Here is a 26,599-nt window from a genome sequence, read left to right as displayed (position 1 = left end):
GAAACTAATGAGCAAAAAAGACAAAAAGAAGAAAAAAGTAGATAAGGAATTTATACTATCCTCGTGGGCCATTAACAACAAAACCACGATGTATGTTCTAATTACGCTTATCCTAATATTAGGAACAGGTGCTTACTTTAGTATGCCTCGTGAGAATTTCCCAGAGATTAAAGAAACGAAAATTTATATTAGTTCTGTCTATCCAGGAAACACAGCAGAAGACATCGAAAAATTAATTACAGATCCTATTGAAGATCAACTAAAAACGGTGAGCAATGTTGTTGAAATCACCTCAACATCCCAAGAAGATTACTCTATTGTTATCGTTGAATTTGATGAAAATATTTCGGTAGAAGCTGCTAAGCAAAAAGTAAAAGACGAGGTAGATTCAGAAACGGCGAGTGAAGATTGGCCAACCTTTAATGGTGCCAAGGTAGAGCCTAATGTATTTGATTTGAGTATGTCTGAGGAAATTCCAATTCTCAACATTAATATATCTGGAGACTATCCCGTAGATGTTCTTAAATCATTTGGCGAATATCTTGAAGATGAAATTGAAAGTTTGCAAGAAATCAAACAAGTTGATATTAGAGGTGCTCAAGATAAAGAAGTTGAAGTTGCCGTAGACATTTATAAAATGATGGCCGCTCAAGTTAGTTTTAATGATATTATCAATACGATTAGCAATGAGAATATGACCATGTCTGCAGGTAATTTAATTTCAAGCGGACAACGTCGTACGATTAGAATTTTAGGAGAAATTGAAGATCCAAAAGAGCTAGAAGACTTTGTTGTTAAAAGCGAACGAAACAACCCTATTTATCTTAAAGACATTGCTAAAGTTACTTTTAAAGATGAAGATAAAACGACCTACGCCAGAGAATTTGGTGACCCAGTAGTAATGCTTGATGTAAAAAAACGTGCTGGAAAAAACATGGTTGATGCTGCCGAAAAAATTCAAGTGATGGTAGACGATGCTATTACTAATGTTTTTCCTCCAGACTTAAAAGTGACGATTGCTAATGATCAATCTGAAAAAACAATAGGTCAAGTAGATGATTTGGTAAACAATATCATATTCGGAATCATTCTAGTGGTCACGGTTTTAATGTTCTTTTTAGGGTTTAAGAATGCATTATTTGTTGGGTTCGCCATCCCTATGTCCATGTTCATGTCCTTAATGATTTTAAATCTCATGGGATATACCATGAACACTATGATCTTATTTGGATTAATCATGGGACTAGGAATGTTAGTAGATAATGGAATTGTGGTTGTAGAAAATGTCTATCGTCTAATGGAGAAAGAAGGCATGAGCCGAATAGAAGCTGCCAAAAAAGGTATTGGTGAAATTGCATTCCCAATTATCATCTCTACGTTAACAACGGTTGCCGCTTTTGTACCATTAGGACTTTGGCCTGGTGTTATGGGACAGTTTATGCAATATTTCCCCATAACCCTCTCTGTTGTTTTAGGATCATCATTATTTGTTGCTATTTTCTTTAATTCGGTATTAGTATCAAGGTATATGACCATTGAAGACAAAGAAATGCCTATAAAACAAATTATTAAAGTGTCGTTAATTCTAGCTGTAATAGGCTTATTAATTATTGTGTTTGGAGGTGCTTATCGCGGACTAGGAACTGTAATGGTATTTACTTCAATCATGTTATGGGCTTATCGCTTATTTCTTAGGAAATGGGCAAATAATTTCCAGTCTAGAACACTTCCTAAATGGGAACGTTTTTATGAAAAAATATTACGCGGAGCCTTAGGCAGAAAACGTCCAATTTTTATCACTATCGGAACTGTTGTGCTATTATTCATTGCTTTTGGAAGTTTTGGTGCTTCTGTAGTTAGCCAACGTACTAAGGTGGAGTTCTTCCCAGACAATACACCAAATCAAATTATTGTTTATATAGAATATCCAGAAGGAACAGACATTAAAAAAACCAATGCCATCACCAATGATATTGAACAACGCGTTTACAATATCATCAATGAAGATTCTTATTTGCATGGTGGTTATAATTTCTTAACCGAAAGTGCCGTATCTCAAGTTGGTGAAGGTGCAGGAAATCCACAAACAGATGGAGGATCTGCGGCCGAAATGCCTCATCGCGGTAAGATCACTGCTACTATGCGTGAGTACAAATACAGAGAAGGCGCCGATAGTAATGACCTATTGAAAAAAGTTCAAGATGATTTAGATGGTATATATCCTGGAGTAGCCATTTCAGTAGAGAAAGATGCTGTTGGTCCACCTGCTGGATATCCAATTAATATTGAGTTAGAAGGTAAGGATTATGAAGAACTTATAGCTACTGCCGAAAAAATGAAAGACTTTATCAATACTAAAAATATTCAAGGTATTGAGGAATTAAAAATTGATGTTAATAGATCTAAGCCATCTATGCAAGTTAATGTAGATCGTAAAAAAGCAGGAGAGCTTGGTATTACATCGGGACAAGTAGGGCAACAACTGCGTAATGCGATTTTTGGAGCTAAGGCAGGGATTTATAAGGAAGATGGTGATGACTACGATATTTATGTGCGCTTTAATGAGGAAAACCGCTATAACAAAAGTGCTATTTTCAATCAGAAAATTACGTTTAGAGACATGGCTTCAGGTCAAATTAAGGAAGTCCCTGTATCTGCTGTAGCAAGCCAAAGTAATTCTTCTGGGTTTAGCGCCATAAAACACAAAGATGTGAAACGCGTCGTGACGGTTTATTCTGCTTTGGCAGCTGGTTATACTGATGCAGGTGCTATTGTAGCCAAAATTCAAAATGAGATGACCTCTTTTGTTGACAAGCCTGATGATGTTAAAATTGATTACACTGGTCAAATAGAAGAGCAGAATAAGCAAATGGCGTTTCTAATGTCGGCCTTTTTTATCGGTCTTGGTCTTATCTTCTTTTTGCTCATATTTCAGTTTAACTCTGTATCGAAACCGGGTATTATTATGCTGGCGATTTTCTTGAGTCTTATAGGTGTATTTGGCGGATTAATTATTACTGGTAAAGCCTTTGTTATTATGATGACCATGATGGGAATCATATCTCTCGCAGGTATTGTTGTAAATAATGGTGTAGTACTATTAGATTATACCCAGTTATTAGTAGATAGAAAAAAGATCAAACGAAAATTAGATGACGATGATTATTTGGCGAAAGACGATTTATTAGATGCTATTGTTAAAGGAGGAAAGGCACGTTTACGTCCAGTGCTATTAACAGCCATTACTACGATTTTAGGATTAATACCACTAGCTACGGGTTTAAATATTAATTTCTTTACACTATTTAGTGAGTTTAACCCTAACATCTATGTTGGTGGTGATAACGTCATATTTTGGGGACCTCTAGCATGGACCGTAATATATGGATTATTTATAGCGACCTTCTTAACACTTATTGTGGTTCCTATTTTATTTTATTTAGTGACAAGATTAAAAATGTGGATGAAAGGCGTAAGCCCTGTAGAAGAAACTGATATTATAGAATCAGAAACATTTAATATGGATAAAAGACTTGAAGGGCAAGTCTAACAATATACATTTGACCTATGTGTCAATGTACAATAAACCTTTTTAGGGAATTAGAAAAGGTTTGATTAATAGCGAAAAAGCCTCAACATAATGTTGAGGCTTTTGATTTAACTACTCTATAATTACCTATTCATTTTCAGCAAATGGTGTAGGGAATGCGTCAATTACATTGTCACCAGGTCTATCCAGTTCAATATAAGTATCATTTAATCTATTTAATCTTCTAAGATCAATCCATCGATGACCTTCAGCTAGAAGTGAATAACGTCTTTGTCTTAAAACTTCTTCTAATAGTTCATTATCATCGGTTTGACTTCCAGCATAATCACCTAAGCCAGCCGCATTTCTAACTCTATTAATTGCCACAACAGTTTCACTGTTATTTGTTCCAATATTAGCTTCAGCATAAATCAAAATAAGCTCTTCATTTCTAATGAGATATACAGGGTCCACATTGCTATCATAAACAGCTATTTGATAATCGGCAGAAAGGCCGTCAAACATGGTTCCTCCAGGAAGCTCAATAGATTTTTCTGTAACTCTAGTATCACCAGCTTCTGCATCGGCAATCCACGAATCTAAGACCATAAACTCCTGTCCAGACTGACCAGGAACATGAAACTGCGCATTAAGGATATCATTTCCAGTTAATCCAAAAATGTGAGCAGGACCAAGATATAAATCTCCATTAATGTCAAAAAACGACTCGGCAAGTAACGAAAGTACTAACGAATTATTGCCTTGATATAATGCTACTCTGGCAGCAACAGCTCTATTAAATTGTCTGTAAGTTGTTGTAGTATTAAAATCTGTAAAGCCTGCACTAATGCTAAAATCAAAATTTCCAGAAGCATTCATTAAATCAGTGTTTGCTTCATTTAATAAACTCATAATTCCTGCCAGTGCTTCTGTATAACCTACAAAAGGTCCTAAATTATCAGGATCGGCAACATCAAGGCGAATTCCATTTGTATACTGTCTATTAGCTACCATTAATAACGAATATGCCTTTAATGTTTTTGCATATCCATAATAACTATTCTTAACATCATCTGTAAATCCTGCGGAAGAATTTTCAACAGCTTCAATCAATATATTGGCCGATTTTACTGCTTTATACCACGCTGCATATGCTCTTGTAGTTAAAAACCCATTATTGTCTAATGGTCCTTTTAAAAGCTCTCCTGTATAACGAGGATCTACACCTGTTAAATCATAGTATTCTCTTCCAAGAATACTTACTGTATCATAATGAAACGCTAAATCATTTCTCATTATCGCTTCGAGTCCTGAAGCCAATAGCTGAACATCAGCCTGGCTAGATCCATTTCCAAAACTTTCCACTGTAGGGGCGTTTGGATTTTGTATTTCATCTAAATCACAACCAGCAAAAGAAAAGGCTAGTGCAAAAAAGATCATTTTTATTATTCTATTTTTCATAATATTATTTTTTTAGAAAGTGACATTTAAATGAAAGTTTACAAATTTAGATGTTGGATAAGGTGTAACCTCAACATTATTTCCAAGGACATTGTTTCCAAAATTAGAAACCTCAGGATCATAACTATTATAATCAAAGATATTAATGAGGTTTCGTCCAGAAACGCCTACTCTAATTTGACTTGCATACTTAATTAAATCATTTGGTAATGTATAAAATACTCCAATTTCTCTTAATTTTAAATAACCAGCGTCTTCGATTACTGGATCTGGATTAACAAAGGCTTGACTAGCTCTATAATCTCCATTATTTAACTGACCACTAGGATCTAAACCGGTGTCATTGTAATCCCATGTTGTTCCAGCTAAATCATATAATAAGGTTGTTAGATTGATATTGTCACCTCCTTTTTTCCAATGCCATAAAAATGTAAAATCGAAATTTTTATAATTTATTTCATTAAACCATGACATTTGAAAATCTGGCTCTGCATTCCCATAAACGAAGAAACCATCTCCTTCAGGATCTCTAGCTGCAATCTCTTCTGGCGTAAAAGCTGTAGCGTCATAAGTACCTACAATTTGTGTTGCGCTTTTTCCTTCTTGAATTAAGAAGGTTCCTAAAGATGCGGCAAATCCACCTGTAGTAAATGCAGGAACATCAAGACGTGTTACTTCAGACTTATTTTTCCACCATTTTAAACTTGCATTCCAAGTGAAATTTTCTTTTTCCATAACTGTAGCATTTAAACCAAGCTCAATACCTTTATTTTCTAACTCACCACCATTTACCACTTCAGTTGTAAAACCTGAAGATGGTGGGGCTTGTGCTTGAATCAACAGATCGTCAATTTTCTTATTATAGAATGAGATTTCAAAATTTAAACGATTATCTAGTAACCCAAAATCAAGACCGTATTCTAATTCTGCTTGGCGTTCTGGGCCAATATTAGGATTCCCTCTCAAATTCCCTGGGCTTAAACCAGATTGACCTCCAATAAATTGTGGATTCATTAATGTAAATCGGTCATTAAAGTTTGAAAATCTTCCAGATTCACCATAGGCTATTCTTGGTTTTAGGTAAGACACTTCATCTATATTCCAGAAATCAAATTTGTGCAGATTCACAGCTAAATTAGCTTTTGGATAATAGTACATTTTATTAGCGTCTCCATTGTTTGTTGACTTATCACCTCTAATACCAATGGTTCCTATAATTTGATCATTATAATTAATTTCCTCTTGAGCGAAGAATCCTGTATCCTTTTGAGGTCGAATTACTTGTTGTGTTGACACATTAGTTGATTGTCCTAAATTAGTTTGAGAACCATTTAATCCCGAAGCAATTGTGATCACAGTATTACGATCGAAGTCTTGGTAAAAACTACCTAACTGTGTTGTAAAACTTAAGCCGTTATCCAAATCAAAATTATGAACCAAGAACGCCGACAAGTTGTAATTTGTATTAATCGTTGTTCCAGAAATTGCCACACCTCCTAAAGATGTTGGTGATGCAAAATAAGATAATGCTCTAGGAAAAATACTGGTTGTTCTCAATGTATATTGGTCAAAACCACCTTCTAACACAAGTTTTAATCTGTGTTGATCTGTTGTCCATAACTTAATGTTCGACTTAGCACTTCCAATAAATCTATTTACTTCCTCTCTATTTGTGGTTAAAGCCACAGTCTCGAGAACATTTGAACCTGCACCACCTTGAGGATAAACACCATTAACTGGCGACAAATCTTCCCATGGATAAGTAAACGCTAACGCATATCCTATTGTTCTGTTGGCATTACCATTATTAAAGAACCCTCTATCGGCTTTCGAATTAATATAATTTGATGTTACATAAATATCTAACCAATCATTAAATCGTTGTCCGACATTAAGACGTACTGAACTTTTTGTATAACCAGTATTGTCAACCAAACCTGGTTCATCTCTATGGGTAGCACCTAAAAAATAATCTGTATTATCTTTAGCTCCAGATGTTGAAAACCTTGTTGTTGAAGATACTCTAGTATGATCAAAAAGTAATGCTTCATAATCTGTAAGCGTTGGGTTACTTGGTCCACCTAATGCAGTAATTTGAGCTTGAGTATAGTCTCTCAATCCTAATAATTGTGTTGGGCTTCTTAAACCTACAACCTGTGAAAATTGTACACTCGGCTTTCCTTGCTTTCCTCGTTTTGTTTTGATGATAACAACACCACCAGCAGCTCGAGACCCATAAATAGCGGCAGCCGAAGCTCCTTTTAAGATTTCAACGCTTTCAATATCTTCTGGATCTATATCAGCAATCCTGTTAGATGCATCATCTTGGTTAGATGATGGGTTACCACCACCAGCAGCCTGACTTACAATATTATTTCCTAACCCAATCGATGAGTTATCTACATAAACACCATCTACAACAAATAGCGGTTGCTGATCTCCAAAGATTGAAGTAACACCTCTAAGTCTCATTGAAATACCACCACCTGGAGCTCCAGAATTTGCTTTAATTTCTGCTCCATTAAATTTACCATAGAGCGCTCCGTCTAAGCCGGATTGCACAGTAACACCAGTAAGATCCGCTGCAGAAATTGATGCAACAGCATTGGCAGAATTAGATCTCTTCGTAGACGATGCTAAACCTGTAACAACAATCTCGTTTAAGGCCGTTGCAGATTCTTTAAGAGTAACGTTAACGACTCCCGGTTCGGTTACAACTTCTTCCATAGTTTCAAAACCTAAAGAAGAAATAACAAGTGTAGCTGGAAAACTATCAACGTTAATTGAGAAGTTTCCATCAAAATCTGTAGTTGCACCTGTAGAGGTCCCTTTTATGATGACATTAGCACCAGGCAAAGGTTGATTTGTAGCCCCATCCATTATTTTACCCGTAACATTCTGACTGAAAGTCAGGAGCGGAATAAAAAGAAAAGAAAAAAGAAGCAACTTTAATGATAAAGTGTAGTTCATAATGTTAATTTTTTGAATTAGTCATGTTAAATATCTTAATAAAAACTTAATAAATTCACAAATATTGTTAAAAAGATGTAAAAATAATGTTGTTTGAATTCTTTAAAAATTAATTTCTTAAACCAGAAATTGCCACGAAACATAGAAATAAACATATTAACTTGTTAAATTTGCATTTCAATTTTTTACTATGTACAGAAGTCATAATTGTGGTGAATTAAGAGCATCGCATATCAATACAGAAGTTACACTTTCAGGCTGGGTTCAGCGCGTTAAAGATTTAGGAGCAATTAACTGGGTTGTTGTTAGAGACCGTTATGGGTTGACACAACTTGTATTTGATGAAGAACGAACAGCAAAAGCACTTTTAGAACAATCTCAAAAACTTGGAAGAGAATTTGTAATTCAAGTTAAAGGAAAGGTTATCGAACGTGAATCTAAGAATCCTAATATGCCAACTGGTGATATTGAAATTTTAGTAGACCACTTATTAATTCTAAATGAGTCACAATTACCACCTTTTACTATTGAAGATAACACTGATGGTGGCGAAGAATTACGTATGAAATATCGCTATTTGGATATTCGTCGTAATCCCGTAAAAAACAGCTTAATCTTTAGGCATAAAGTCACTCAAGAAGTACGAAACTATTTATCTAATGAAGGGTTTATAGAAGTTGAAACACCTTACCTAATTAAATCCACACCAGAAGGTGCTCGTGATTTTGTAGTCCCTTCTCGAATGAACGAAGGACAATTTTACGCTTTACCTCAATCTCCACAAACCTTTAAACAGCTGTTAATGGTTGGAGGTATGGACAAATACTTCCAAATTGTAAAATGCTTTAGAGACGAAGATTTACGTGCCGACAGACAACCTGAGTTTACTCAAATTGACTGCGAGATGGCCTTTATTGAACAAGAAGATATTTTAAACGCTTTTGAAGGATTAACTCGCCATCTTCTTAAAGAGATTAATGGTGTTGAAATTGAAAAATTTCCTAGAATGTTGTACGACGATGCGATGCGTCTCTATGGAAATGATAAACCAGACATTCGTTTCGGGATGGAATTTGGAGAACTTAATAAGGTAGCTCAACATAAAGATTTCAATGTTTTTAATTCGGCCGAACTTGTAGTAGGAATTGCGGTTCCTGGAGGAAACAGCCACACAAGAAAAGAGATTGACAAATTAATTGATTGGGTGAAACGTCCTCAAGTTGGCGCCCTAGGAATGGTATATTGCCGATGTAATGAAGATGGAACTTATAAATCTTCGGTAGATAAATTTTACGATCAAGATGATTTGGCAAAATGGGCCGAAGCTACTGGAGCAAAACCTGGAGACTTAATTTGTATACTTTCAGGACATACGAACAAAGTAAGAGCACAATTAAGTGCTTTACGTATGGAACTTGCAGAACGTTTGGGTTTACGTAAACCTGATGAGTTTGCACCACTTTGGGTTATGGATTTCCCGCTTTTAGAATGGGATGAAGATACAGAACGTTACCACGCTATGCATCATCCATTTACCTCGCCTAAACCAGGACAGCTTGAGTTACTCAAAACAAATCCAGGTGATGTTAAAGCTAATGCCTATGACTTAGTTTTAAACGGAAATGAAATTGGTGGTGGATCTATTCGTATTCATGACAAAGAAACTCAAGCATTAATGTTTGATTATTTAGGATTCACACCTGAAGAAGCAAAAGCTCAGTTTGGATTCTTAATGGATGCTTTTCAATATGGCGCACCTCCACATGGTGGTTTAGCTTTTGGACTGGACAGATTGGTAGCCATACTTGGCGGACAAGAAACAATTAGAGATTTTATTGCTTTCCCAAAAAATAACAATGGTCGAGATGTCATGATTGATGCGCCTGCACCAATTGATGATGAGCAATTAACTGAATTGAGTTTAAAACTCAACTTAAAATCATAAATTAAAAATCCTGCTTCATGCAGGATTTTTTAGTAGATTTAATCTATGCCAATCCAAAACCTAATAAAGCGCTTACTCATTTTGCGATACAAATACATTTCGCAAAAAAACTTCGTGTTTTTATTAGCTATTCTTATTGGCTTATTATCTGGGTTGGTATCTGTAACTATTAAAAATATCACATATGGTATTGAGTGGTTGTTGGAAAAGGGCATCATAGAATCTCAAAATGGAATCTATTTTATTTTACCTGTCATTGGTCTTTGGCTCGTATACTTATTCGCCAAGTATGTTTCAAAACGACCAGTAGAACATGCTATTCCGAGTATCTTGTTTTCCTTATCCAAGAAGAACGGATTACTAAAGCGGAGTAAAATGTACCTCCCTCTAATTACTGCACCAATAACCGCTGGTTTTGGTGGATCGGTTGGATTATTAGGTCCCGCAATTGCATCGGCATCGGCAGTGAGCTCAAATATTGGACGATTATTTCATGTGGATAGAAAAACAAGAACCTTACTCATTGGTTGCGCAGCAGCCGGCGCCATTGCCTCTATTTTCCAATCCCCAATTGCCGCCATTATTTTTGCGGTAGAAGTGTTTAGCCTCGATCTTACCTTCGCTTCCTTATTACCGCTTTTAATTGCTTCCGTATCATCCGTATTAACATCATATTTTTTTCTTGGAAACGGCGTGCTATTCAACTATAATGTTTCAACAACATTCGCCCTAAGGGATACATTATTTTTTATCATTCTTGGTATAGGAACCGGAGTTGCTTCAATCTACTTCTCTAAAATTTATTTTGCCGTTTACAAGTTTTTTGAACGTTTTAAAACAAGCGGTCAAAAACTCATTGTTGGTGGTTTAGCTATTGGAGTGATGCTTTATTTTATTCCTCCACTTTATGGGGAGGGTTTTGGTTTTATTAAAGATTTACTAGACGGCAATCATTTACATGCTTTAGGGAAAACGCCATTTGATGATTATTTAGACAATATTTGGGTCGTTATCGCATTGCTTATTGGTATTACTGTTTTTAAGGCTGTAGCCATGACCACTACTTTTGCCGCTGGCGGCGCAGGTGGTATTATTATTCCAACAATGGTTATGGGAAGCGCACTAGGTAATGTCGTTGCAAAAATCATCAACAATATAGGTTTTGGTTTTCAGGTATCTGAATCAAATTTCACGCTTATAGGCATGGCAGGATTAATAGCAGGAGTGCTACATGCACCTTTAACTGCTATCTTTTTAATTGCTGAAATCACAGGTGGTTATCAATTGTTCGTTCCATTAATGATTACCGTTTCCATGTCGTTCATTATTACTAAAAATGCCGTAGATCACACTATTTACACAAAGGAACTTGCCGAAAAAGGAGCGCTTCTTACACATAATAAAGACCAATCGGTATTAACCTTAATGAAATTAGATAGTGTTATCGAAAAAGACTTTACAATTCTAAATCCTGAAATGTCTCTAGGTGAGATGCTCCATCAAGGTGTTGCTAAATCGAGTCGAAATTTATTTCCTGTAGTAGATGAAAACCACTATTTAGTAGGTATTATTTTACTAGACGATATTAGAACTGTCATGTTTGACCAATCCCTTTATGAAACCACTTCGGTAGAAACATTTATGCACAATCCGCCAGACTATATTTACTACGAAAGTGATTCTATGAAAGATGTAATGCGTAAATTTCAAGATAGTAGTGCTTGGAATCTCCCAGTAATTAAAGCGGGTAGTTATTTCGGATTTGTATCAAAATCTAAACTATTAACAGCATACAGGCGAGAATTAATTAATTTTACGTCTTAATTCATAAAATGGTATTTTCCAAAACCACATTCTGATGAAATATATTATTCTTATTGCATTTTTAGCCTCAGCTGCCAGCATTATTTGTGGCTTTCTTATAGATGTTGAGTACTCTCAAAAGCTCATAGGCTTTGGTGTTATTGGGCTTTTTGCCGTGGTCTTTCCACTTTTTGGATATTACAGATGGAAAGGTAAAGACATAAAAGACTACATGTTAACGCAGGAAAACCTTGATAAAATGCGTGAAAACCAGAAAGATAAAAAGTACTAAACAATCTTTTTTTTAACTGTTTAATTTTCAATATTTTAAAAAATTGCAATTAATTAATGCATTGCATTATTATTAGCCTTACATTTGCATCTTAATTAATATATTTTTTTTACAATGACTGGAACAGTTAAATTTTTTAATGATTCAAAAGGATTTGGATTCATTACCAACGAAGAAACAGGAAAAGACATTTTCGTACACGTATCAAACCTTAACGGTGTTGAAATTCGTGAAGGCGATAATGTAGAGTACACTGAAGAAGAAGGAAGAAAAGGAATGGTTGCGGCTAACGTACAAGTTCTTTAAGAAGATATACTTTATATTACAGTTTCAACGTCTAACGAAAGTTAGGCGTTTTTTTTATTGAATTTCCAAATTAATTTCGGTGTCCCACCAACGTCCTGTTCTATTATTCACAAAAAGACTACGCATTGCTTTTTCCGTTTTATAAATGCTTTTAGTATCTATTGTTTCTATTTCCAACGAACGTATTGATTTCACCAATGTATTGACTTCATCATCTGACCACGTTCCTATTCCGAAGTCCATATCATACGTTTCATTTGGCTTTAAATATACAATTAGAGAATCTCCAGTTACATCATCTTTTAATAATCTATTCTCAAAGGTTTCGTTGAAGTGAAACGATATCTTAGCCTCAGATTCGGTTGTATTGATAAGAAATATATTATGTGGAGGGTCACAACTGGATAGCAGTACAAATATTAAAACCACCATCACAGATCTAAATAAATGATTACTAATTTTCATAATGTGTTTAACTATTAATTCAAATTTCGTCTTTGAATGAAAAAGCGCTTCAATAATGCAGAAGCCTCATCGGCAAGCACACCTCCAACCATTTTTGTTTTAGGATGTAGTTTCGTTTTTAAATGAATACAACCTCGTTCTTCATCTCTGGTTCCATAAACAATCTTTGAAATCTGACTCCAATACAAAGCCCCTGCACACATTTGGCAAGGCTCTAACGTAACATACAAGGTACAATTGGTCAAGTATTTTCCTCCTAAAAAATTAGCAGCTGCAGTAATGGCTTGCATTTCGGCATGTGCGGTAACATCATTTAAAAGCTCAGTTAAATTATGTGCTCTAGCAATAATTCGATCATTAATTACGACTACAGCACCTACAGGAATTTCACCTTTTTCAAAAGCATCTTCAGCCTCTTGCAAGGCTTTTTTCATAAAATAGGTGTCATCAAACGGGTTTTCCATAGTTGTAAAAATACAATTCTAAATGTTTTTTCTGAAAGTCGGCAAGAATTTTGATGCTATTCTAGAAATCACTCAACTATGAAACCACGTTACACAATCTCAATTCCTAAGCCCTGTCATGAAAACTGGTCTGAAATGACGCCTAATGAAAAAGGACGTTTTTGTCAATCCTGCTCTAAAACAGTTGTTGATTTCACCAAAATGAACACCAACGAAGTTCAAGAATTTATTCATGAGCATAAACATCAGAGGATTTGCGGACATATTAGACAAAATCAGTTAGATGCTGTTAATTTGCAAATTTCAGAAACCGTATTTGAGCAAACTATGAGTTTCCATAAGCTATTTTTATTGGCCTTGTTATTAGCCATGGGAACATCACTCTTTAGTTGTTCTGATGATAATGGACAAGCCAAAAAGATAGAGAGTGTGGAGATTATTAAAACCGCTATAGATTCAACTGCTTTTGAAGCCAAAACACAAGTTGACTCTACAGCATCTGTTTGTTCAACAAAAGAAAAACAAGTAGATAGCATCGCAGAAAAAATACCGCCTCCACCGCCTCCTATTTCTACACCTACAGGTATTGTAATCGTTGAAGGTGATGTAGACATTGTAGACACGAGTTACCCTTTAACATGGTATACTGTTGATGAAAAACCAAATTTCATTGATGCACCTAAAAACCTTCCAAAGAAAGATATCAAAGCCTATTTTAATACACGTATGAGAGCATTTGTTTTAGAACATTTCAATATAAAAACAGCAACTAACCTTGGTTTAACTGGAAGACAACGGATCTATATTAAATTTACAATTGATGCGCATGGTAATGTTAAAGATATTGACACCAGAGCTCCACATCCTTTATTAGACGAAGAGGCCAAACGCGTTATTGGTTTATTACCAAAGTTTAGTCCAGCAAAATATGATGGTGAGCCCGTTGCGGTTGCTTATAATTTACCTATTGCTTTTAATATGGAAGACTGATTAATTCTCGTATTTTTGTATTGTGCAAAAACGACTATTAGACCATATTAATCTCCCTAAAGACTTAAGGCAATTACAGCCAAATGACTTACCTCAACTCGCCAAAGAGTTACGTGAGTTTATTATCAATATTGTGGCCACAAAAGAAGGTCATTTAGGCGCCAGTCTTGGTGTGGTAGAGTTAACTTTGGCCTTGCATTATGTATTCAACACGCCTGACGATTTACTCATTTGGGATGTTGGACATCAAGCCTACGGACATAAAATACTTACTGGGCGACAAGATATATTTCACACCAATAGACAAGAAGGTGGTATTAGCGGTTTTCCAAAACGTGCAGAGAGTGCGTACGACACCTTTGGTGTTGGGCACTCATCAACCTCAATTTCTGCTGCCTTAGGTATGGCTATTGCCTCACAACTTAAAGGCGAAGACAAACACCATATCGCTGTAATTGGTGATGCTTCTATTGCCAGCGGAATGGCTTTTGAAGGACTTAACCACGCTGGTGTAACTGACACCAATTTGTTGGTGATTTTGAACGATAATGCCATTGGAATCGACCCAAGCGTTGGTGCTTTGAAACAATATTTAACCAATGTAAAAAAAGGAAAAGAGAAGCAAGACAATATTTTTGAAGCCTTAAATTTTGATTACTCAGGTCCTATTGATGGTCATGATTTTAAAGCGCTTATTTCGGAATTAGAACGTTTGAAATTGGTTAAAGGACCTAAGTTTTTGCATGTCATTACCACCAAAGGTAAAGGCTTAAAACAAGCCGAAGACGACCAAGTTAAATATCACGCACCGGGAAAATTCAACCCAGGTACGGGAGAGGTATATGCTAAATCTGCCTCTAGGCAGCAAGCCCCAAAATTTCAAGATGTTTTTGGACATACCATAGTCGAACTAGCTGTGAAGAATAAAAACATAGTTGGTATCACACCCGCTATGCCCACAGGAAGTTCCTTAAAATTTATGATGGAGCAAATTCCAGAGCGTGCCTTTGATGTTGGTATTGCCGAGCAACATGCTGTGACCTTAGCGGCAGGAATGGCAACCCAAGGATTGATTCCGTTTTGCAACATCTATTCTACATTTTTACAACGTGCCTACGATCAAGTCATTCATGATGTTGCGCTACAAAACCTTCCAGTTATTTTCTGTTTGGATCGCTCAGGATTGGTAGGTGAAGATGGGGCAACACATCATGGCGTATTCGATTTAGCCTATTTGAGATGCATTCCCAATTTGATCATTTTTGCTCCAAGACATGAAGTTGAATTACGAAACATCATGTTTACTGCCCAATTAGGATTAGACCACCCTATTGCCATTAGATATCCAAGAGGTCGTGGTCGTATTATTGATTGGCAACAGCCTTTTTCAGAAATTAAAATTGGTAAAGCTATTCAGCTCAAAGAAGGCCATTATCTAGCAGTTCTAACTATTGGATCAATCTCATCAATTGTGGAAGATGCCATCGATTCTTGTACAAACAATGACCATATATCTCATTACGATATGCGTTTTGTTAAACCATTAGATGAAACCTTACTACACCACATGTTTAAAACATATGATCATATAATCACCGTCGAAGATGGTACGATAATTGGCGGATTTGGAAGTGCTATTTTGGAATTTGCTTCAAAAAACAACTACGCTACACCTATAAAAACATTAGGAATACCAGATCGTTTTATTGAACATGCTTCTATAAAACAACAACATCAATCTTTAAAGATTGATGCCGATAGTTTAAGTCTTTTGTTTAGCTCTATTGCTCCTCTTGGTCTGTAGTAGCAATATCTGGCTGCTCATTCACGTCGTAAACCTGAACATTGGGTTGTTGTGGTTCATGATTACCATTACTAGTAATATCATCAATCATTAACAAAAACGCTAGTGTTACGAAAAAAATCACTGCAGCTCCAAGAATATTCTTTTTCATCTGTGTAGGTTTAAAAGATTAGGTTAAACAAATATAGTTATTTATCGTTAAAATACAAATTTAATCGATGAAATGCATAAAATAAAAAGAGAACTCTACAAAGTTCCCTTCTGTATCTCTCTCAAAGATCATACTTATTTTGTGAGTATTTATTTACTTAAGTGAATAATTATCAACACTAATATCAACAAAACACAGCGTCTATTCTGTATTATTACTAACACTCTATATTACAGATGATTCCCTGTCAATTTTTGATAAGTAAGCATTGCATTACTATCAGACATTTTAGAAACATAAAAACAAACAGACAGCAAACTATCATAAAGATTATCTTTTTCGATATCAACATGATGTTTTAATGATTTTAAAATCAGCTTGTCAAAATTAGATGTTTCACCTTTTAAGTTATGGACCACAGCTTTAGTAAATACTTGGAGTAATTCATTTATAACTTTATAACCTACAATTTCTTTATCGATAACCTCTGTAGATTGATATACATTACTAATACTTAAGGTAATAATGTCTTTTATTTGTGCTTCGTATGCGCTGTAATCTATAAGTGCTTTAGAAAATTCTCCAGATAAAATAGAGTTTTCATGTTCCATAAAAATATCTACGGCCTCACTAATAAGGGTATTGATAGCTAATGAACGTAAGTAACTTAACCTGTCTTGGGTGCTTTCTAATGCATTATAGGTTTTTGTTTGAATAGAATCTCTAACTAAATTGATTAAATATTCTAAAGCGTATTCTTCTTGTATAAGTCCTAAATTAATACCATCCTCGAAATCTATGATCGTATAACAAATATCATCTGCTGCTTCAACAAGATATACCAACGGATGTCTACAATAACTAACATCATCATTAGCACCTCTTTTTATTAAGCCTAATTCTTGAGCGATATCTTTAAACGTATCTTTTTCATTTTGAAAAAAACCATATTTTTTATCTGCAATATGAGTTGTGGGTTTCTTCGGAAGGGACTCTTTAGGGTATTTGGTAAATGCTCCAAGTGTTGCATAACTTAGTCTTAAACCTCCAACACGTCCCTTTCTGCTTTCAGTTAGGATTTTAAATCCGTTGGCATTTCCTTCAAAACTGCATAAGTCTTCATATTGCTCAGCGTTTAATTCGTCTTCAAAATAACGGCCTTCTCCGGTTTTAAAGAACTCACCAATAGCTTTTTCTCCAGAATGCCCAAAAGGCGGATTCCCAATATCATGTGCAAGTGCAGCAGCAGCAACAATGGCTCCAAAATCATTAATTTGATACCCGTGTACATCTCTTAAATGAGGATGCTTCTCCAATATTTTCTGTCCGACTTTACGGCCTAAAGAACGACCAACTACACTTACCTCTAAACTATGCGTAAGACGTGTATGGACAAAATCGGTTTTAGATAATGGCACCACCTGAGTCTTGTCTTGTAAGCTTCTAAATTCTGAAGAAAATATTATGCGATCATAATCAACTTCAAAACCTAATCGTGTTTCGTCCTGTTCTTTTCTTAAGCGTTTATGAGTATCTCCAAATCGTTTTAAGGAGAGTAATTGTTCCCAATTCATAGTATCGTTTTAACACCAGCAAGATAAACTATTTCAATGTTAATTTAATGTTTCCAATTAACAAAAAATAGCAATATCCCATAACACTTAATTAACGGTTTTATGATTTAGGTTTAATAACTACTTAACCTTGACTTTACATTGTACAATCATCTTTGCACCGTTACTAAAAGAACATAAAAACTATTTAAAAAAATAATCATGAAAAAATTAGTATTATCTGCATTAATCGCTTCTTCTCTTGTGTTTACAGGATGTTTTAAAGATGATGACACACCTATTATTATAGAAGAAACTACTATCATTCAAAACGGAAATGGTAATGGTGATGAATGCCCAATAGTATCAGTAACTGGAGCTATTACACAAAACACAACATGGACAAACGATAACATTTATCAATTGAATCAAAAAGTGGTTGTTGATAATGGCGCTATTTTAACTATTGAAGCAGGAACTATCATTAAAGGAACTCCTGGAACGGGTTCCTTAGCCTCTGCTTTAATTGTTGCTAGAGGAGCACAAATAAATGCTGTTGGTACAGCATCAGAACCTATTATTTTCACATCTACGGCTGATAACATTACTTGCGGTGAAACTGCTGGTACAAACTTAGATGAAAACGATAGAGGACTTTGGGGAGGTTTAATCCTATTAGGTAATGCACCTTGTTCGTTCTCTGGAGATATTACTGAAGCTCAAATTGAAGGCATTCCTGCAGACGATACTTTCGGACTTTATGGCGGTACAGATGCTACTGATAATTCTGGAGTATTACAATATATCTCCATTCGTCATGGTGGTGCTTTAATTGGTGAAGGAAACGAAATCAACGGTTTAACACTTGGTGGTGTTGGTACCGGAACAATAATCAATAATATAGAAGTTGTAGCCAATGTTGATGATGGTATAGAGTTCTTTGGCGGAACCGTTAACGCATCTAACTTATTAGTATGGGCTCAAGGTGATGACGCCTTAGATATTGATCAGGCGTATTCTGGTACAATCGACAATGCGGTTGTTATATTGGGAGACTTCTCTGATCACGCTTTTGAAATTGATGGTCCAGAAGGTTCTGCTACAGGATCATTTACATTACAAAATGCCACTATTATTGGTAATACCACTACTGAAAATGGAGAATATGCAGATTACAGATCTGGTGCTACAGGATTTACAAATAACATATATGCATACGGGTTTAAAGCGTCTTCAGATGTTGAATTAGATAATGATGGTGTTGCTACCAATTACAATACTGGAGATTTAACGTTTGGAGCTTGGGAAATGGTATTACCTGCAGGTGTTACAGATGTGACTAGCATTTTCGTAAATAAAGCTGAAACCGTTACGGTTACTGGATTTGGTTCTACTGCTACAGCTATAACTGAAGGTGCTAATACTATTGGCGCAACAACTTCTAGCTTAAGCTGGACTTACGCCAACAACGCTGGAAATTTAGGATTCTAAAAAATAATCAAACAATATAGTTTGAAAACAAAGCTATTGCTTGCCAATTACGGCGAGCAATAGTTTCAATAATTAAACAATCATGCATAAAAACATTTACTCCCTTCTGTTCTTTCTATTGGTTAGCATTAATCTTGTAAACGCTCAAAAAGGAACAGTAGCTGGAAACGTAATTGATGGTGAGTTTGTAGAGCCAATGGCCTTTGCTAATATTTTAGTAAAAGGAACTACAACTGGTACCACTTCTGATTTTGATGGGAAATACGAATTAGAATTAGATCCTGGGACATATACTATAATATTCTCATTTGTTGGATACAATACACAAGAAATAACAGATGTTGTTATTAAAGCTGGAGAGGTAACTCATCTTGATGTCACTTTAGAAACAAATTCGTTAGATACTGTAATTATCCAAACATCTGTAAAGCGTAATACTGAAAATTCAGTATTAAATTTACAAAAGAAATCTGTTGTCGTATTAGATGGACTATCTGCTCAGTCTATAAAAAGTTCTGGTGCAGGCAACCTTGCAAGTGCTGTAAAAAGTGTTCCTGGTGTTTCTATTGAAGGCGGTAAATATGTTTATGTTCGTGGATTAGGTGATCGTTATACCAAATCTATCTTAAATGGTATTGACATTCCTGGTTTAGATCCCGATAGAAATACAATTCAAATGGATTTGTTTCCAACGAATATATTAGACAACGTTATTGTATTGAAATCGGCATCTGCAGAATACCCAGCTGATTTTACTGGTGGTATTGTAGATATCGTTACTAAAGATTTCCCTACTAAACCTGAATATACGCTTTCAGTAGGTACATCTTATAATCCAGATATGCACTTTAACGACAAGTATTTAACTTATACTGGAAGTGATACTGACTTTTTTGGTTTTGATGATGGCACAAGAGACCTTCCAATTCATAGATACCAACCTATTCCTGGAACGTTCGAAAACAGATTGTTATTAACGTCTTTAACCAATAGATTTCAGAAAGAACTGCAGGCAAAACAAGAAACCAGTGGAATGAATTTTGATATTGGTTTCACCTTAGGAAATCAATATGACATTGGTGATAACAAAATAGGATATCAGGCCTCATTTTCATACAAGAATGAAACTACATTTTATGAAAATAGAAATGATGGTGCATTCGTAAAAAACTTTAATGACTCTTCAGTAAACGACTTAAGTTCTGTTTTAAATTCAAGAGGGTCTGAAGGTATAAATAATGTGATTCTTAACGGAATGCTTGGCTTAACTTATAAAACGAGCAAGTCAAAATATAAAGCCAACTTTTTACATATTCAAAATGGAGAGTCGACGGCTGGATTTTTTGAGCAAGACATTTCACAAGATGGTGTTGGAGGCGGAATTGAGCCTTTAATTAAAAACTCATTAACCTATACAGAACGTTCAATCACAAACCTATTGCTTAATGGAAAACACCGTTTGAGCGACGACGAGAATGCATTTAATCTAGAATGGAAACTCTCTCCAACATTTTCAAAAGTTATGGATAAAGCTCATAGAATTACACCATTCCAACAGTCTGGAGAAGGGCAATTCTTTGTGAGTCCATCTGCATCGACATTTCCAATTCAATTGTGGAGAAATCTCATTGAAGAAAACTGGGCAGGTAAAGTTGATTTAGACAAAACAGTTGACATTTTTGGTAGACCAGGAAAGCTAAAATTTGGTGGTGCTTATACTTATAAGTTTAGAGATTTCAGCATTGATGATTATACATTTAATATCCAAGGTGATGATTCTTTTGTTGCCGACGGAAATGCCGATAATTTATTGGCTTCACAAAACATATGGAATCCAACTACAGACTCTGGAACATTCCTAGTTTTTGGTGATCAATTTAATCCTATTGATGCTTATGAAGGTGAGCAGAATATTGGAGCAACATATATTTCGGCCGAATTTAACGTAACAGACAAACTGAAAACGGTTGTAGGTATTAGAACTGAACTCTTTAAATCGTTTTACACAGGGCAGAATAATGAAATGCAATTTGATAGAACTCCAATTTTAGATGAGTTCGACCTTTTTCCTTCGGCTAACTTGATCTATACCGTTACTGATAATTCCAACTTAAGAACATCATATTCTCGTACAACAGCACGTCCTTCTTTTAAAGAATCGTCGGTTGCTAGAATTTTTGATCCAATTACAAATCGTTTGTTCATTGGTAATATCAACTTAGTACCAACTTATGTTAACAATTTTGATTTAAGATATGAGCGCTTTGGTGAAAATGGTCAAATGTTTGCCGTAAGTGGTTTTTACAAAGATTTTAAAGATCCTATTGAGCAGTCATTCTTTTTACAAGCACCAACGCAATTAACTGTGGCTAATTTAGGTAATGCTAAAGTTTATGGTGTTGAATTTGAAGTGAGGCAACGTCTAGGGTTTATAACTGAAGGTTTAAATAAATTAAAGTTTAATGCAAACGTGTCTTTTATTAAATCTGAACTAACTATGTCCGACGCAGAGTTTCAAAGTAGACAATTGGCTGCAAGAGATGGTGAGCGTGTTGATAGAGAAAGAGACTTACAAGGCCAGGCACCTTTTCTTATTAATTTTGGTTTAGATTACAATGATCAAGATTCGGGTTTTCAAACTGGATTATTTTACAACGTACAAGGCGAAACTCTTGAGGTTGTAGGTATTGGATTGGTTCCTGATGTATATACAAAACCCTTTAATAGTTTAAATTTCACATTGAACAAAGCCTTTGGAGAAGACAAGAGATCTTCTATTGATTTTAAAGTTTCTAACATATTAAATAGTAAAAGGCAGAGTGACTATGTGTCTTTTGGAACAAGAGATCAGCTGTTCTCAGTTAGGGAGCCAGGCACAGAAATAGCTCTTGGATACAGTTATAAGTTTTAAAACTTATTTTTTGAATTGGTCTATAAGTAAAAAGTTCCCAACATCGCTGTTGGGAACTTTTTTATTTTATGTGTTTTAATATCTATTTAATTGCTAACCGCTAGTTGAACTTTATCTGTCCATTCGCTAACGCTAGCAATTTTTGAATCTACATAATCTACTTCTCTTAGTTTGTCACCTGACCAAAACAGCCACTTTCCAACTTTGTTCCCATTTTTATAATTGGCTACAGTTACTTTGTTTCCTTTTAAATCATAACTAGTCCAAATACCATGAAGTTCACCTTCTTTATTAAATGTACCAACTTGTTCTATGGCTCCATTTTCATAATAGTAGGTTGCAACGGTTAAGTCGCCATCTTTTTTGAGATCCACCTTTTTTTGCTCTTGAGCAAAAGTGAAAGTTACACTTAACATTATCAGTAGTACAAACAATTTTTTCATCTTTATTGGAATTTGGGTTATTAGTTAAACATAGCTTATCAAATTTAAGCAAAAATTTACAATATTTAAACATTCACATAACATTAAATTAACATTGAATTCATAATTCATTGATTTTTAGTTATTTGTGATTTTTGAAAAATCTTAATAATTAGATAATATTAGCATTACAATTACATTACGTTTCGCCTAGATATTTGTAATTGTGTATTAATACACGATTAGTATGTCGTTAATTCTATTAGTTTTTGTCGGCTAAGTAATTATGATTACTAATGAGGCTGCTTTTTTCAAAAGCAGCCTTTTTTATTTTAAAAATGCACATAAAAATTAATCATTAGGAAACATTCAGTTAACATTAGAGTTGGTTATTTGCAGCGACAAAAACTAATACTTATAATGAAATCTAAATTTACTACCCTAACACTACTATTGTGTATTGTATCCTTTGTAAACGCTCAAGAAATTAGCGATACTTCATTTGGAAAAGGCCTCATTAACTTTACTGCAAAAGACAGCTCATTTAGCGTAAAATTCGCACCTCGTTTTCAGGTTCGTTCTGTATCTTCATGGGATCATGATGGCGACCAATATGGAAGTCCAGATCACAACTTCATCGTTAGACGTGCACGTTTAAAGTTTGATGGTTTTGCTTATAGCCCTAAACTTAAATATAAAATTGAACTAGGATTGTCTAATAGAGATATTTCAGGAGCCAATCAATTTAACAGAAATACACCACGCTACATATTAGATGCTGTTATTATGTGGAATTTTGCAAAAAACTGGGAATTATGGGCAGGTCAGACAAAGCTACCTGGTAACGTAGAGCGTGTTGTATCTTCGGGTAACTTACAACTAATTGACCGTTCTTTACTTAACAGTCGTTTTAATATTGATCGTGATTTAGGAATTCAATTGCGTCACAAAAGTAATTTGGGAGGCGATTTTTTAATGCGTGAAAAACTATCTATCTCACAAGGAGAAGGGCGTAATGTAACCGAAGGTAATGAAGGTGGTTTACAGTATACGGCACGTCTTGAATTTTTACCATTCGGAAAATTTAAATCTAAAGGCGATTATAGTCAAGCAGATTTAAAACGTGAGGAAAAACCAAAACTTATGGTTGGTTTTACATATAACTTTAATCAAGATGCAGTGAGAGAACGTGGATTTGCTGGAGATTATATGTTTAAATCTGATGGTTCATTGTATGAAACCAACCAGACAACGATTTTTGCAGATGCCATGTTTAAATACAATGGATTCTCGTTTATGGGAGAATACGCTAAACGAACTGCCGATGATCCGGTAGCTGTTGATGTTGATGGTACTACACCAACTGGTGACATTGTATTAACAGGAAACGCTGTAAATCTTCAAGCTGGTTATTTATTTAAAAGTAATTACGAAATCGTAGGACGTTTTACGACTGTAGATTATGAGGCTGTAACAGAAACACTACCTAGAGAACAGTACACGTTGGGTGCTTCAAAATACATTTTAGGTCATAAATTAAAAGTACAGTCAGATATTAGTTATACAACTTTAGACGGAAATGATGATAACATTACGTTTAGAATAGGGTTTGACGTTCATTTTTAAACAATAAAAACATAACAATAAGGTAACACAATAACGCAATACTCTAAAGATATTTGCACACCTTTTTAAACTATAAAGATTATGGATAATATTTATTTATTTATGTTAATTGCAATTACGGTATTGGCGGTTGCCGATATTATAGTTGGAGTTAGTAATGATGCGATTAATTTCTTAAACTCAGCCATAGGTTCTAAAGCAATTTCAATGAGAACTATTATGATTGTAGCAAGTTTAGGTATTTTTATTGGAGCTGTATATTCTAGTGGATTAATGGAAGTGGCACGTAAGGGAATATTCGTTCCTGGCATGTTTAGTTTTCATGAGATCATGCTTATTTTCATGACGGTAATGATTACAGATATTCTTCTATTAGATTTCTTCAATACACTTGGTTTACCAACATCAACAACGGTTTCTATTGTATTTAATTTATTAGGTGCCGCTGTAGTAATGGCGTTAATAAAGATTGGTCATTCTGACACGCAAACATTGGCAGATTTAGGCAGTTATATTAACACCAAAAAAGCCATGGAAATTATAAGTGGTATACTCTTGTCTGTGGTTATAGCTTTTAGTGTAGGTGCTTTTGTGCAATGGATATCGAGGCTTATTTTCACGTTTCAGTATGAAAATAAAATGAAGAGTTTTGGTGCCTTATTTGGTGGATTAGCTTTAACCGCTATCCTTTACTTTATTTTCATGAAAGGACTTAAAGGAACACCTTATTACAAAGATTTAAAAGGTTATGTTGAAGGTAATGAAGTTTATATTATTGCCATTGGGTTTGCCATATTTACATTATTCTCATATGCATTTCAACAAATCACAAAAAAGAGTATTCTTCTTGTTGTTATTGCCGTAGGTACATTTGGATTAGCTTTAGCTTTTTCTGGAAACGACTTAGTAAACTTTATTGGTGTGCCAATGGCCGCTTATCACTCTTATGAAGCGTGGACCTTAGATGGTGGAGCTGCTTCTGGATTTATGATGGATGTCTTAGATAAGAAAATGCCAGCAGAGCCTTTCTTATTATTTATTGCTGGAGGTATCATGGTAGTGACATTATGGTTTTCTAAAAAAGCAAAAACGGTTGCCGAAACAGAAATTAGTTTATCACGTCAAGGTGAAACACATGAAAAATTTGAGCCTAATGCCATCTCTAGAGCAGTTGTAAAAGGAACATCTTGGTTATCTACAGCTATTAGTTCTATCGTTCCAAAAGCAACTCAAGAACGTATCGCACATAGTTTCCATAAACCAAATGAGAATCTAACAAAAACACAAAGTATTGATGCTCCTGCCTTTGATATGATTAGAGCTTCTGTTAACCTTATGGTGGCAGGTGTTTTAATTGCGATTGCAACATCAATGAAATTACCATTATCTACAACTTATGTAACCTTCATGGTAGCCATGGGTACATCATTAGCCGATCGCGCTTGGGGAGCAGAAAGTGCTGTATATCGAGTAGCAGGTGTTTTAAATGTTATTGGAGGATGGTTTGGAACTGCCTTTGGTGCATTTACTGCAGCAGGTATTATCGTATTCTTAATAAACTGGAATCCAAGCGTAATGACTCCTATTTTATTATTGATAACGGCGTTTTTATTGTATAGAAATTATAGAGCTCACAAAAAGAAATCTAACAAAACTTTAGACGAAGACTCTCTTACTGAAACAGGAAGTCGTTCGGTTCAAGGTGTGATTCATGAAAGTGCTTCTAATATTTCTAATGTTGTAAAACGTGGAAATAGAATTTACACCAATGCCGTTAAAGGTCTTGCTAAACAAGATTTAGTCTTACTTAAGAAGAATAGAAAACAAATTGACAAACTGTCTACGGAAGTTGATAGTTTGCGAGATAACATCTTCTATTTTATTAAAAACCTGGACGAAACTAGTTTAAGAGCAAGTAGTTTTTATATCAATATCTTAGGTTACCTACAAGATATGACCCAGTCTTTAGATTATATCTCTCAGGCAAGTCACAAGCATATCAATAACAATCATAAAAAACTTAAGTTTAGTCAGATTAGAGAACTTAAAGAAATTGATGACACATTAGAGGTTTTATTTAATGAAACTAAAGAGGCCTTCGATTCGCGTTCGTTTGAAAAGATTGGATCAATCATAAATCGTAAAAAGGAAGTATTTGATTTAGTTACTGATAAAATTGTAAAACAAGTAGCAAGAACTAGAACTGAAGAATCTAGTCCAAAAAACACAACATTATACTTTGGATTATTATTGGAGACCAAAGATTTACTAACAGCAACTATGAATCTATTAGAAGAGTACTACAACTCTCACGATAGTTCCATAGAACCAGCAAAAATTAGTGAAACAGCGCCTCCTCCTGCAGAATCAGAATCAGGTCCAGATTCAGCGTCGGGATCAGAATCATAAACAACAA

At 34.9% G+C, this 26,599-nt stretch carries 18 protein-coding genes; 11 read left to right on the top strand and 7 right to left on the bottom strand.

The window, feature by feature from the left end; genetic code table 11:
* The first annotated feature begins 7 nt into the window (after window positions 1-7).
* The gene (locus Q0787_RS06760; protein ID WP_298901493.1) at window positions 8-3,550 is read left to right on the top strand and encodes an efflux RND transporter permease subunit; all 3,543 of its coding nucleotides are present in this window, start codon (window positions 8-10) and stop codon (window positions 3,548-3,550) included.
* Window positions 3,551-3,676: 126 nt separating this feature from the next.
* Here the strand turns inward: Q0787_RS06760 and Q0787_RS06755 are convergent, their stop codons facing one another.
* Window positions 3,677-4,990, bottom strand: a complete 1,314-nt coding sequence (locus tag Q0787_RS06755) for a RagB/SusD family nutrient uptake outer membrane protein (protein ID WP_298901492.1) — start codon at window positions 4,988-4,990, stop codon at window positions 3,677-3,679.
* Window positions 4,991-5,002: 12 nt separating this feature from the next.
* The gene (locus tag Q0787_RS06750; protein WP_298901491.1) at window positions 5,003-7,960 is read right to left on the bottom strand and encodes a SusC/RagA family TonB-linked outer membrane protein; all 2,958 of its coding nucleotides are present in this window, start codon (window positions 7,958-7,960) and stop codon (window positions 5,003-5,005) included.
* Window positions 7,961-8,150: 190 nt separating this feature from the next.
* Between Q0787_RS06750 and aspS the strand changes: the two genes are divergently transcribed.
* The 4 genes from aspS to Q0787_RS06730 all read left to right on the top strand — a co-directional run bounded on the left by aspS (window position 8,151) and on the right by Q0787_RS06730 (window position 12,306).
* A complete protein-coding gene (gene aspS / locus Q0787_RS06745) occupies window positions 8,151-9,905 on the top strand; it encodes an aspartate--tRNA ligase (RefSeq protein WP_298901490.1) in 1,755 nt (584 codons plus the stop codon).
* A gap of 45 nt (window positions 9,906-9,950) precedes the next feature.
* Window positions 9,951-11,729 (top strand): chloride channel protein, encoded by a 1,779-nt coding sequence (locus Q0787_RS06740; protein ID WP_298901489.1) that lies wholly within the window; start codon window positions 9,951-9,953, stop codon window positions 11,727-11,729.
* 34 nt (window positions 11,730-11,763) lie between these two features.
* Window positions 11,764-12,000 carry a hypothetical protein gene (locus tag Q0787_RS06735; RefSeq protein ID WP_298901488.1) on the top strand — a complete coding sequence of 79 codons (237 nt, stop codon included), beginning with the start codon at window positions 11,764-11,766 and terminating at the stop codon, window positions 11,998-12,000.
* 114 nt (window positions 12,001-12,114) lie between these two features.
* A complete protein-coding gene (locus Q0787_RS06730) occupies window positions 12,115-12,306 on the top strand; it encodes a cold-shock protein (RefSeq protein ID WP_230934899.1) in 192 nt (63 codons plus the stop codon).
* Window positions 12,307-12,360: 54 nt separating this feature from the next.
* Here the strand turns inward: Q0787_RS06730 and Q0787_RS06725 are convergent, their stop codons facing one another.
* A complete protein-coding gene (locus tag Q0787_RS06725) occupies window positions 12,361-12,771 on the bottom strand; it encodes a hypothetical protein (RefSeq protein WP_298901487.1) in 411 nt (136 codons plus the stop codon).
* A gap of 14 nt (window positions 12,772-12,785) precedes the next feature.
* Window positions 12,786-13,235 carry a nucleoside deaminase gene (locus Q0787_RS06720; RefSeq protein ID WP_298901486.1) on the bottom strand — a complete coding sequence of 150 codons (450 nt, stop codon included), beginning with the start codon at window positions 13,233-13,235 and terminating at the stop codon, window positions 12,786-12,788.
* A 78-nt stretch (window positions 13,236-13,313) separates the two neighbouring features.
* Here Q0787_RS06720 and Q0787_RS06715 point away from each other — a divergent pair, with 78 nt between their 5' ends.
* Window positions 13,314-14,225, top strand: a complete 912-nt coding sequence (locus Q0787_RS06715) for an energy transducer TonB (protein WP_298901485.1) — start codon at window positions 13,314-13,316, stop codon at window positions 14,223-14,225.
* A 22-nt stretch (window positions 14,226-14,247) separates the two neighbouring features.
* On the top strand, window positions 14,248-16,029 hold the full coding sequence (locus Q0787_RS06710; RefSeq protein ID WP_298901484.1) for a 1-deoxy-D-xylulose-5-phosphate synthase: 1,782 nt from the start codon (window positions 14,248-14,250) through the stop codon (window positions 16,027-16,029).
* Here the strand turns inward: Q0787_RS06710 and Q0787_RS06705 are convergent.
* Together Q0787_RS06705 and Q0787_RS06700 are read right to left on the bottom strand one after the other, a co-directional pair.
* Window positions 16,007-16,180, bottom strand: a complete 174-nt coding sequence (locus Q0787_RS06705) for a hypothetical protein (RefSeq protein ID WP_298901483.1) — start codon at window positions 16,178-16,180, stop codon at window positions 16,007-16,009. The genes Q0787_RS06710 and Q0787_RS06705 overlap by 23 nt on opposite strands.
* A 230-nt stretch (window positions 16,181-16,410) precedes the next feature.
* Entirely contained in the window at window positions 16,411-17,754 is a 1,344-nt protein-coding gene (locus Q0787_RS06700) for a deoxyguanosinetriphosphate triphosphohydrolase (RefSeq protein ID WP_298901482.1), read from the bottom strand.
* Window positions 17,755-17,955: 201 nt separating this feature from the next.
* On the opposite strand from Q0787_RS06700, the gene Q0787_RS06695 reads away from it, so the two are divergent.
* Both Q0787_RS06695 and Q0787_RS06690 read left to right on the top strand, forming a co-directional pair.
* Window positions 17,956-19,224, top strand: coding sequence for a hypothetical protein (locus Q0787_RS06695; protein ID WP_298901481.1), 1,269 nt, complete (start codon window positions 17,956-17,958; stop codon window positions 19,222-19,224).
* Between the two features lie 82 nt (window positions 19,225-19,306).
* A complete protein-coding gene (locus tag Q0787_RS06690; RefSeq protein WP_298901480.1) occupies window positions 19,307-22,135 on the top strand; it encodes a TonB-dependent receptor in 2,829 nt (942 codons plus the stop codon).
* A gap of 86 nt (window positions 22,136-22,221) precedes the next feature.
* Here the strand turns inward: Q0787_RS06690 and Q0787_RS06685 are convergent, their stop codons facing one another.
* Window positions 22,222-22,578 (bottom strand): nicotinic acid mononucleotide adenyltransferase, encoded by a 357-nt coding sequence (locus Q0787_RS06685; RefSeq protein WP_298901479.1) that lies wholly within the window; start codon window positions 22,576-22,578, stop codon window positions 22,222-22,224.
* Between the two features lie 399 nt (window positions 22,579-22,977).
* Between Q0787_RS06685 and Q0787_RS06680 the strand changes: the two genes are divergently transcribed.
* Window positions 22,978-24,183: a porin gene (locus tag Q0787_RS06680; RefSeq protein ID WP_298901478.1), complete on the top strand. Its 1,206-nt coding sequence runs from the start codon at window positions 22,978-22,980 to the stop codon at window positions 24,181-24,183.
* An 81-nt stretch (window positions 24,184-24,264) separates the two neighbouring features.
* On the top strand, window positions 24,265-26,592 hold the full coding sequence (locus Q0787_RS06675) for an inorganic phosphate transporter (RefSeq protein WP_298901477.1): 2,328 nt from the start codon (window positions 24,265-24,267) through the stop codon (window positions 26,590-26,592).
* The last annotated feature ends 7 nt before the right edge of the window (window positions 26,593-26,599 follow it).

The sequence above is a fragment of the uncultured Psychroserpens sp. genome, assembly GCF_947492715.1.
In the GTDB taxonomy this organism is placed as follows: domain Bacteria; phylum Bacteroidota; class Bacteroidia; order Flavobacteriales; family Flavobacteriaceae; genus Psychroserpens.
Note: the sequence above shows the minus strand (reverse complement) of the source record. Positions and strands in the feature narration are given on the sequence as shown.

Bases quoted from the DNA above. Each gene is read 5' to 3' on its own strand.
- Q0787_RS06685 (WP_298901479.1), bottom strand. From the start codon at position 22,578: ATGAAAAAATTGTTTGTACTACTGATAATGTTAAGTGTAACTTTCACT.
- Q0787_RS06690 (WP_298901480.1), top strand. From the start codon at position 19,307: ATGCATAAAAACATTTACTCCCTTCTGTTCTTTCTATTGGTTAGCATT.
- Q0787_RS06700 (WP_298901482.1), bottom strand. From the start codon at position 17,754: ATGAATTGGGAACAATTACTCTCCTTAAAACGATTTGGAGATACTCAT.
- Q0787_RS06720 (WP_298901486.1), bottom strand. From the start codon at position 13,235: ATGGAAAACCCGTTTGATGACACCTATTTTATGAAAAAAGCCTTGCAA.
- Q0787_RS06680 (WP_298901478.1), top strand. From the start codon at position 22,978: ATGAAATCTAAATTTACTACCCTAACACTACTATTGTGTATTGTATCC.
- Q0787_RS06735 (WP_298901488.1), top strand. From the start codon at position 11,764: ATGAAATATATTATTCTTATTGCATTTTTAGCCTCAGCTGCCAGCATT.
- Q0787_RS06675 (WP_298901477.1), top strand. From the start codon at position 24,265: ATGGATAATATTTATTTATTTATGTTAATTGCAATTACGGTATTGGCG.
- Q0787_RS06705 (WP_298901483.1), bottom strand. From the start codon at position 16,180: ATGAAAAAGAATATTCTTGGAGCTGCAGTGATTTTTTTCGTAACACTA.
- Q0787_RS06740 (WP_298901489.1), top strand. From the start codon at position 9,951: ATGCCAATCCAAAACCTAATAAAGCGCTTACTCATTTTGCGATACAAA.
- Q0787_RS06725 (WP_298901487.1), bottom strand. From the start codon at position 12,771: ATGAAAATTAGTAATCATTTATTTAGATCTGTGATGGTGGTTTTAATA.
- aspS (WP_298901490.1), top strand. From the start codon at position 8,151: ATGTACAGAAGTCATAATTGTGGTGAATTAAGAGCATCGCATATCAAT.
- Q0787_RS06760 (WP_298901493.1), top strand. From the start codon at position 8: ATGAGCAAAAAAGACAAAAAGAAGAAAAAAGTAGATAAGGAATTTATA.
- Q0787_RS06715 (WP_298901485.1), top strand. From the start codon at position 13,314: ATGAAACCACGTTACACAATCTCAATTCCTAAGCCCTGTCATGAAAAC.
- Q0787_RS06695 (WP_298901481.1), top strand. From the start codon at position 17,956: ATGAAAAAATTAGTATTATCTGCATTAATCGCTTCTTCTCTTGTGTTT.
- Q0787_RS06750 (WP_298901491.1), bottom strand. From the start codon at position 7,960: ATGAACTACACTTTATCATTAAAGTTGCTTCTTTTTTCTTTTCTTTTT.
- Q0787_RS06755 (WP_298901492.1), bottom strand. From the start codon at position 4,990: ATGAAAAATAGAATAATAAAAATGATCTTTTTTGCACTAGCCTTTTCT.
- Q0787_RS06730 (WP_230934899.1), top strand. From the start codon at position 12,115: ATGACTGGAACAGTTAAATTTTTTAATGATTCAAAAGGATTTGGATTC.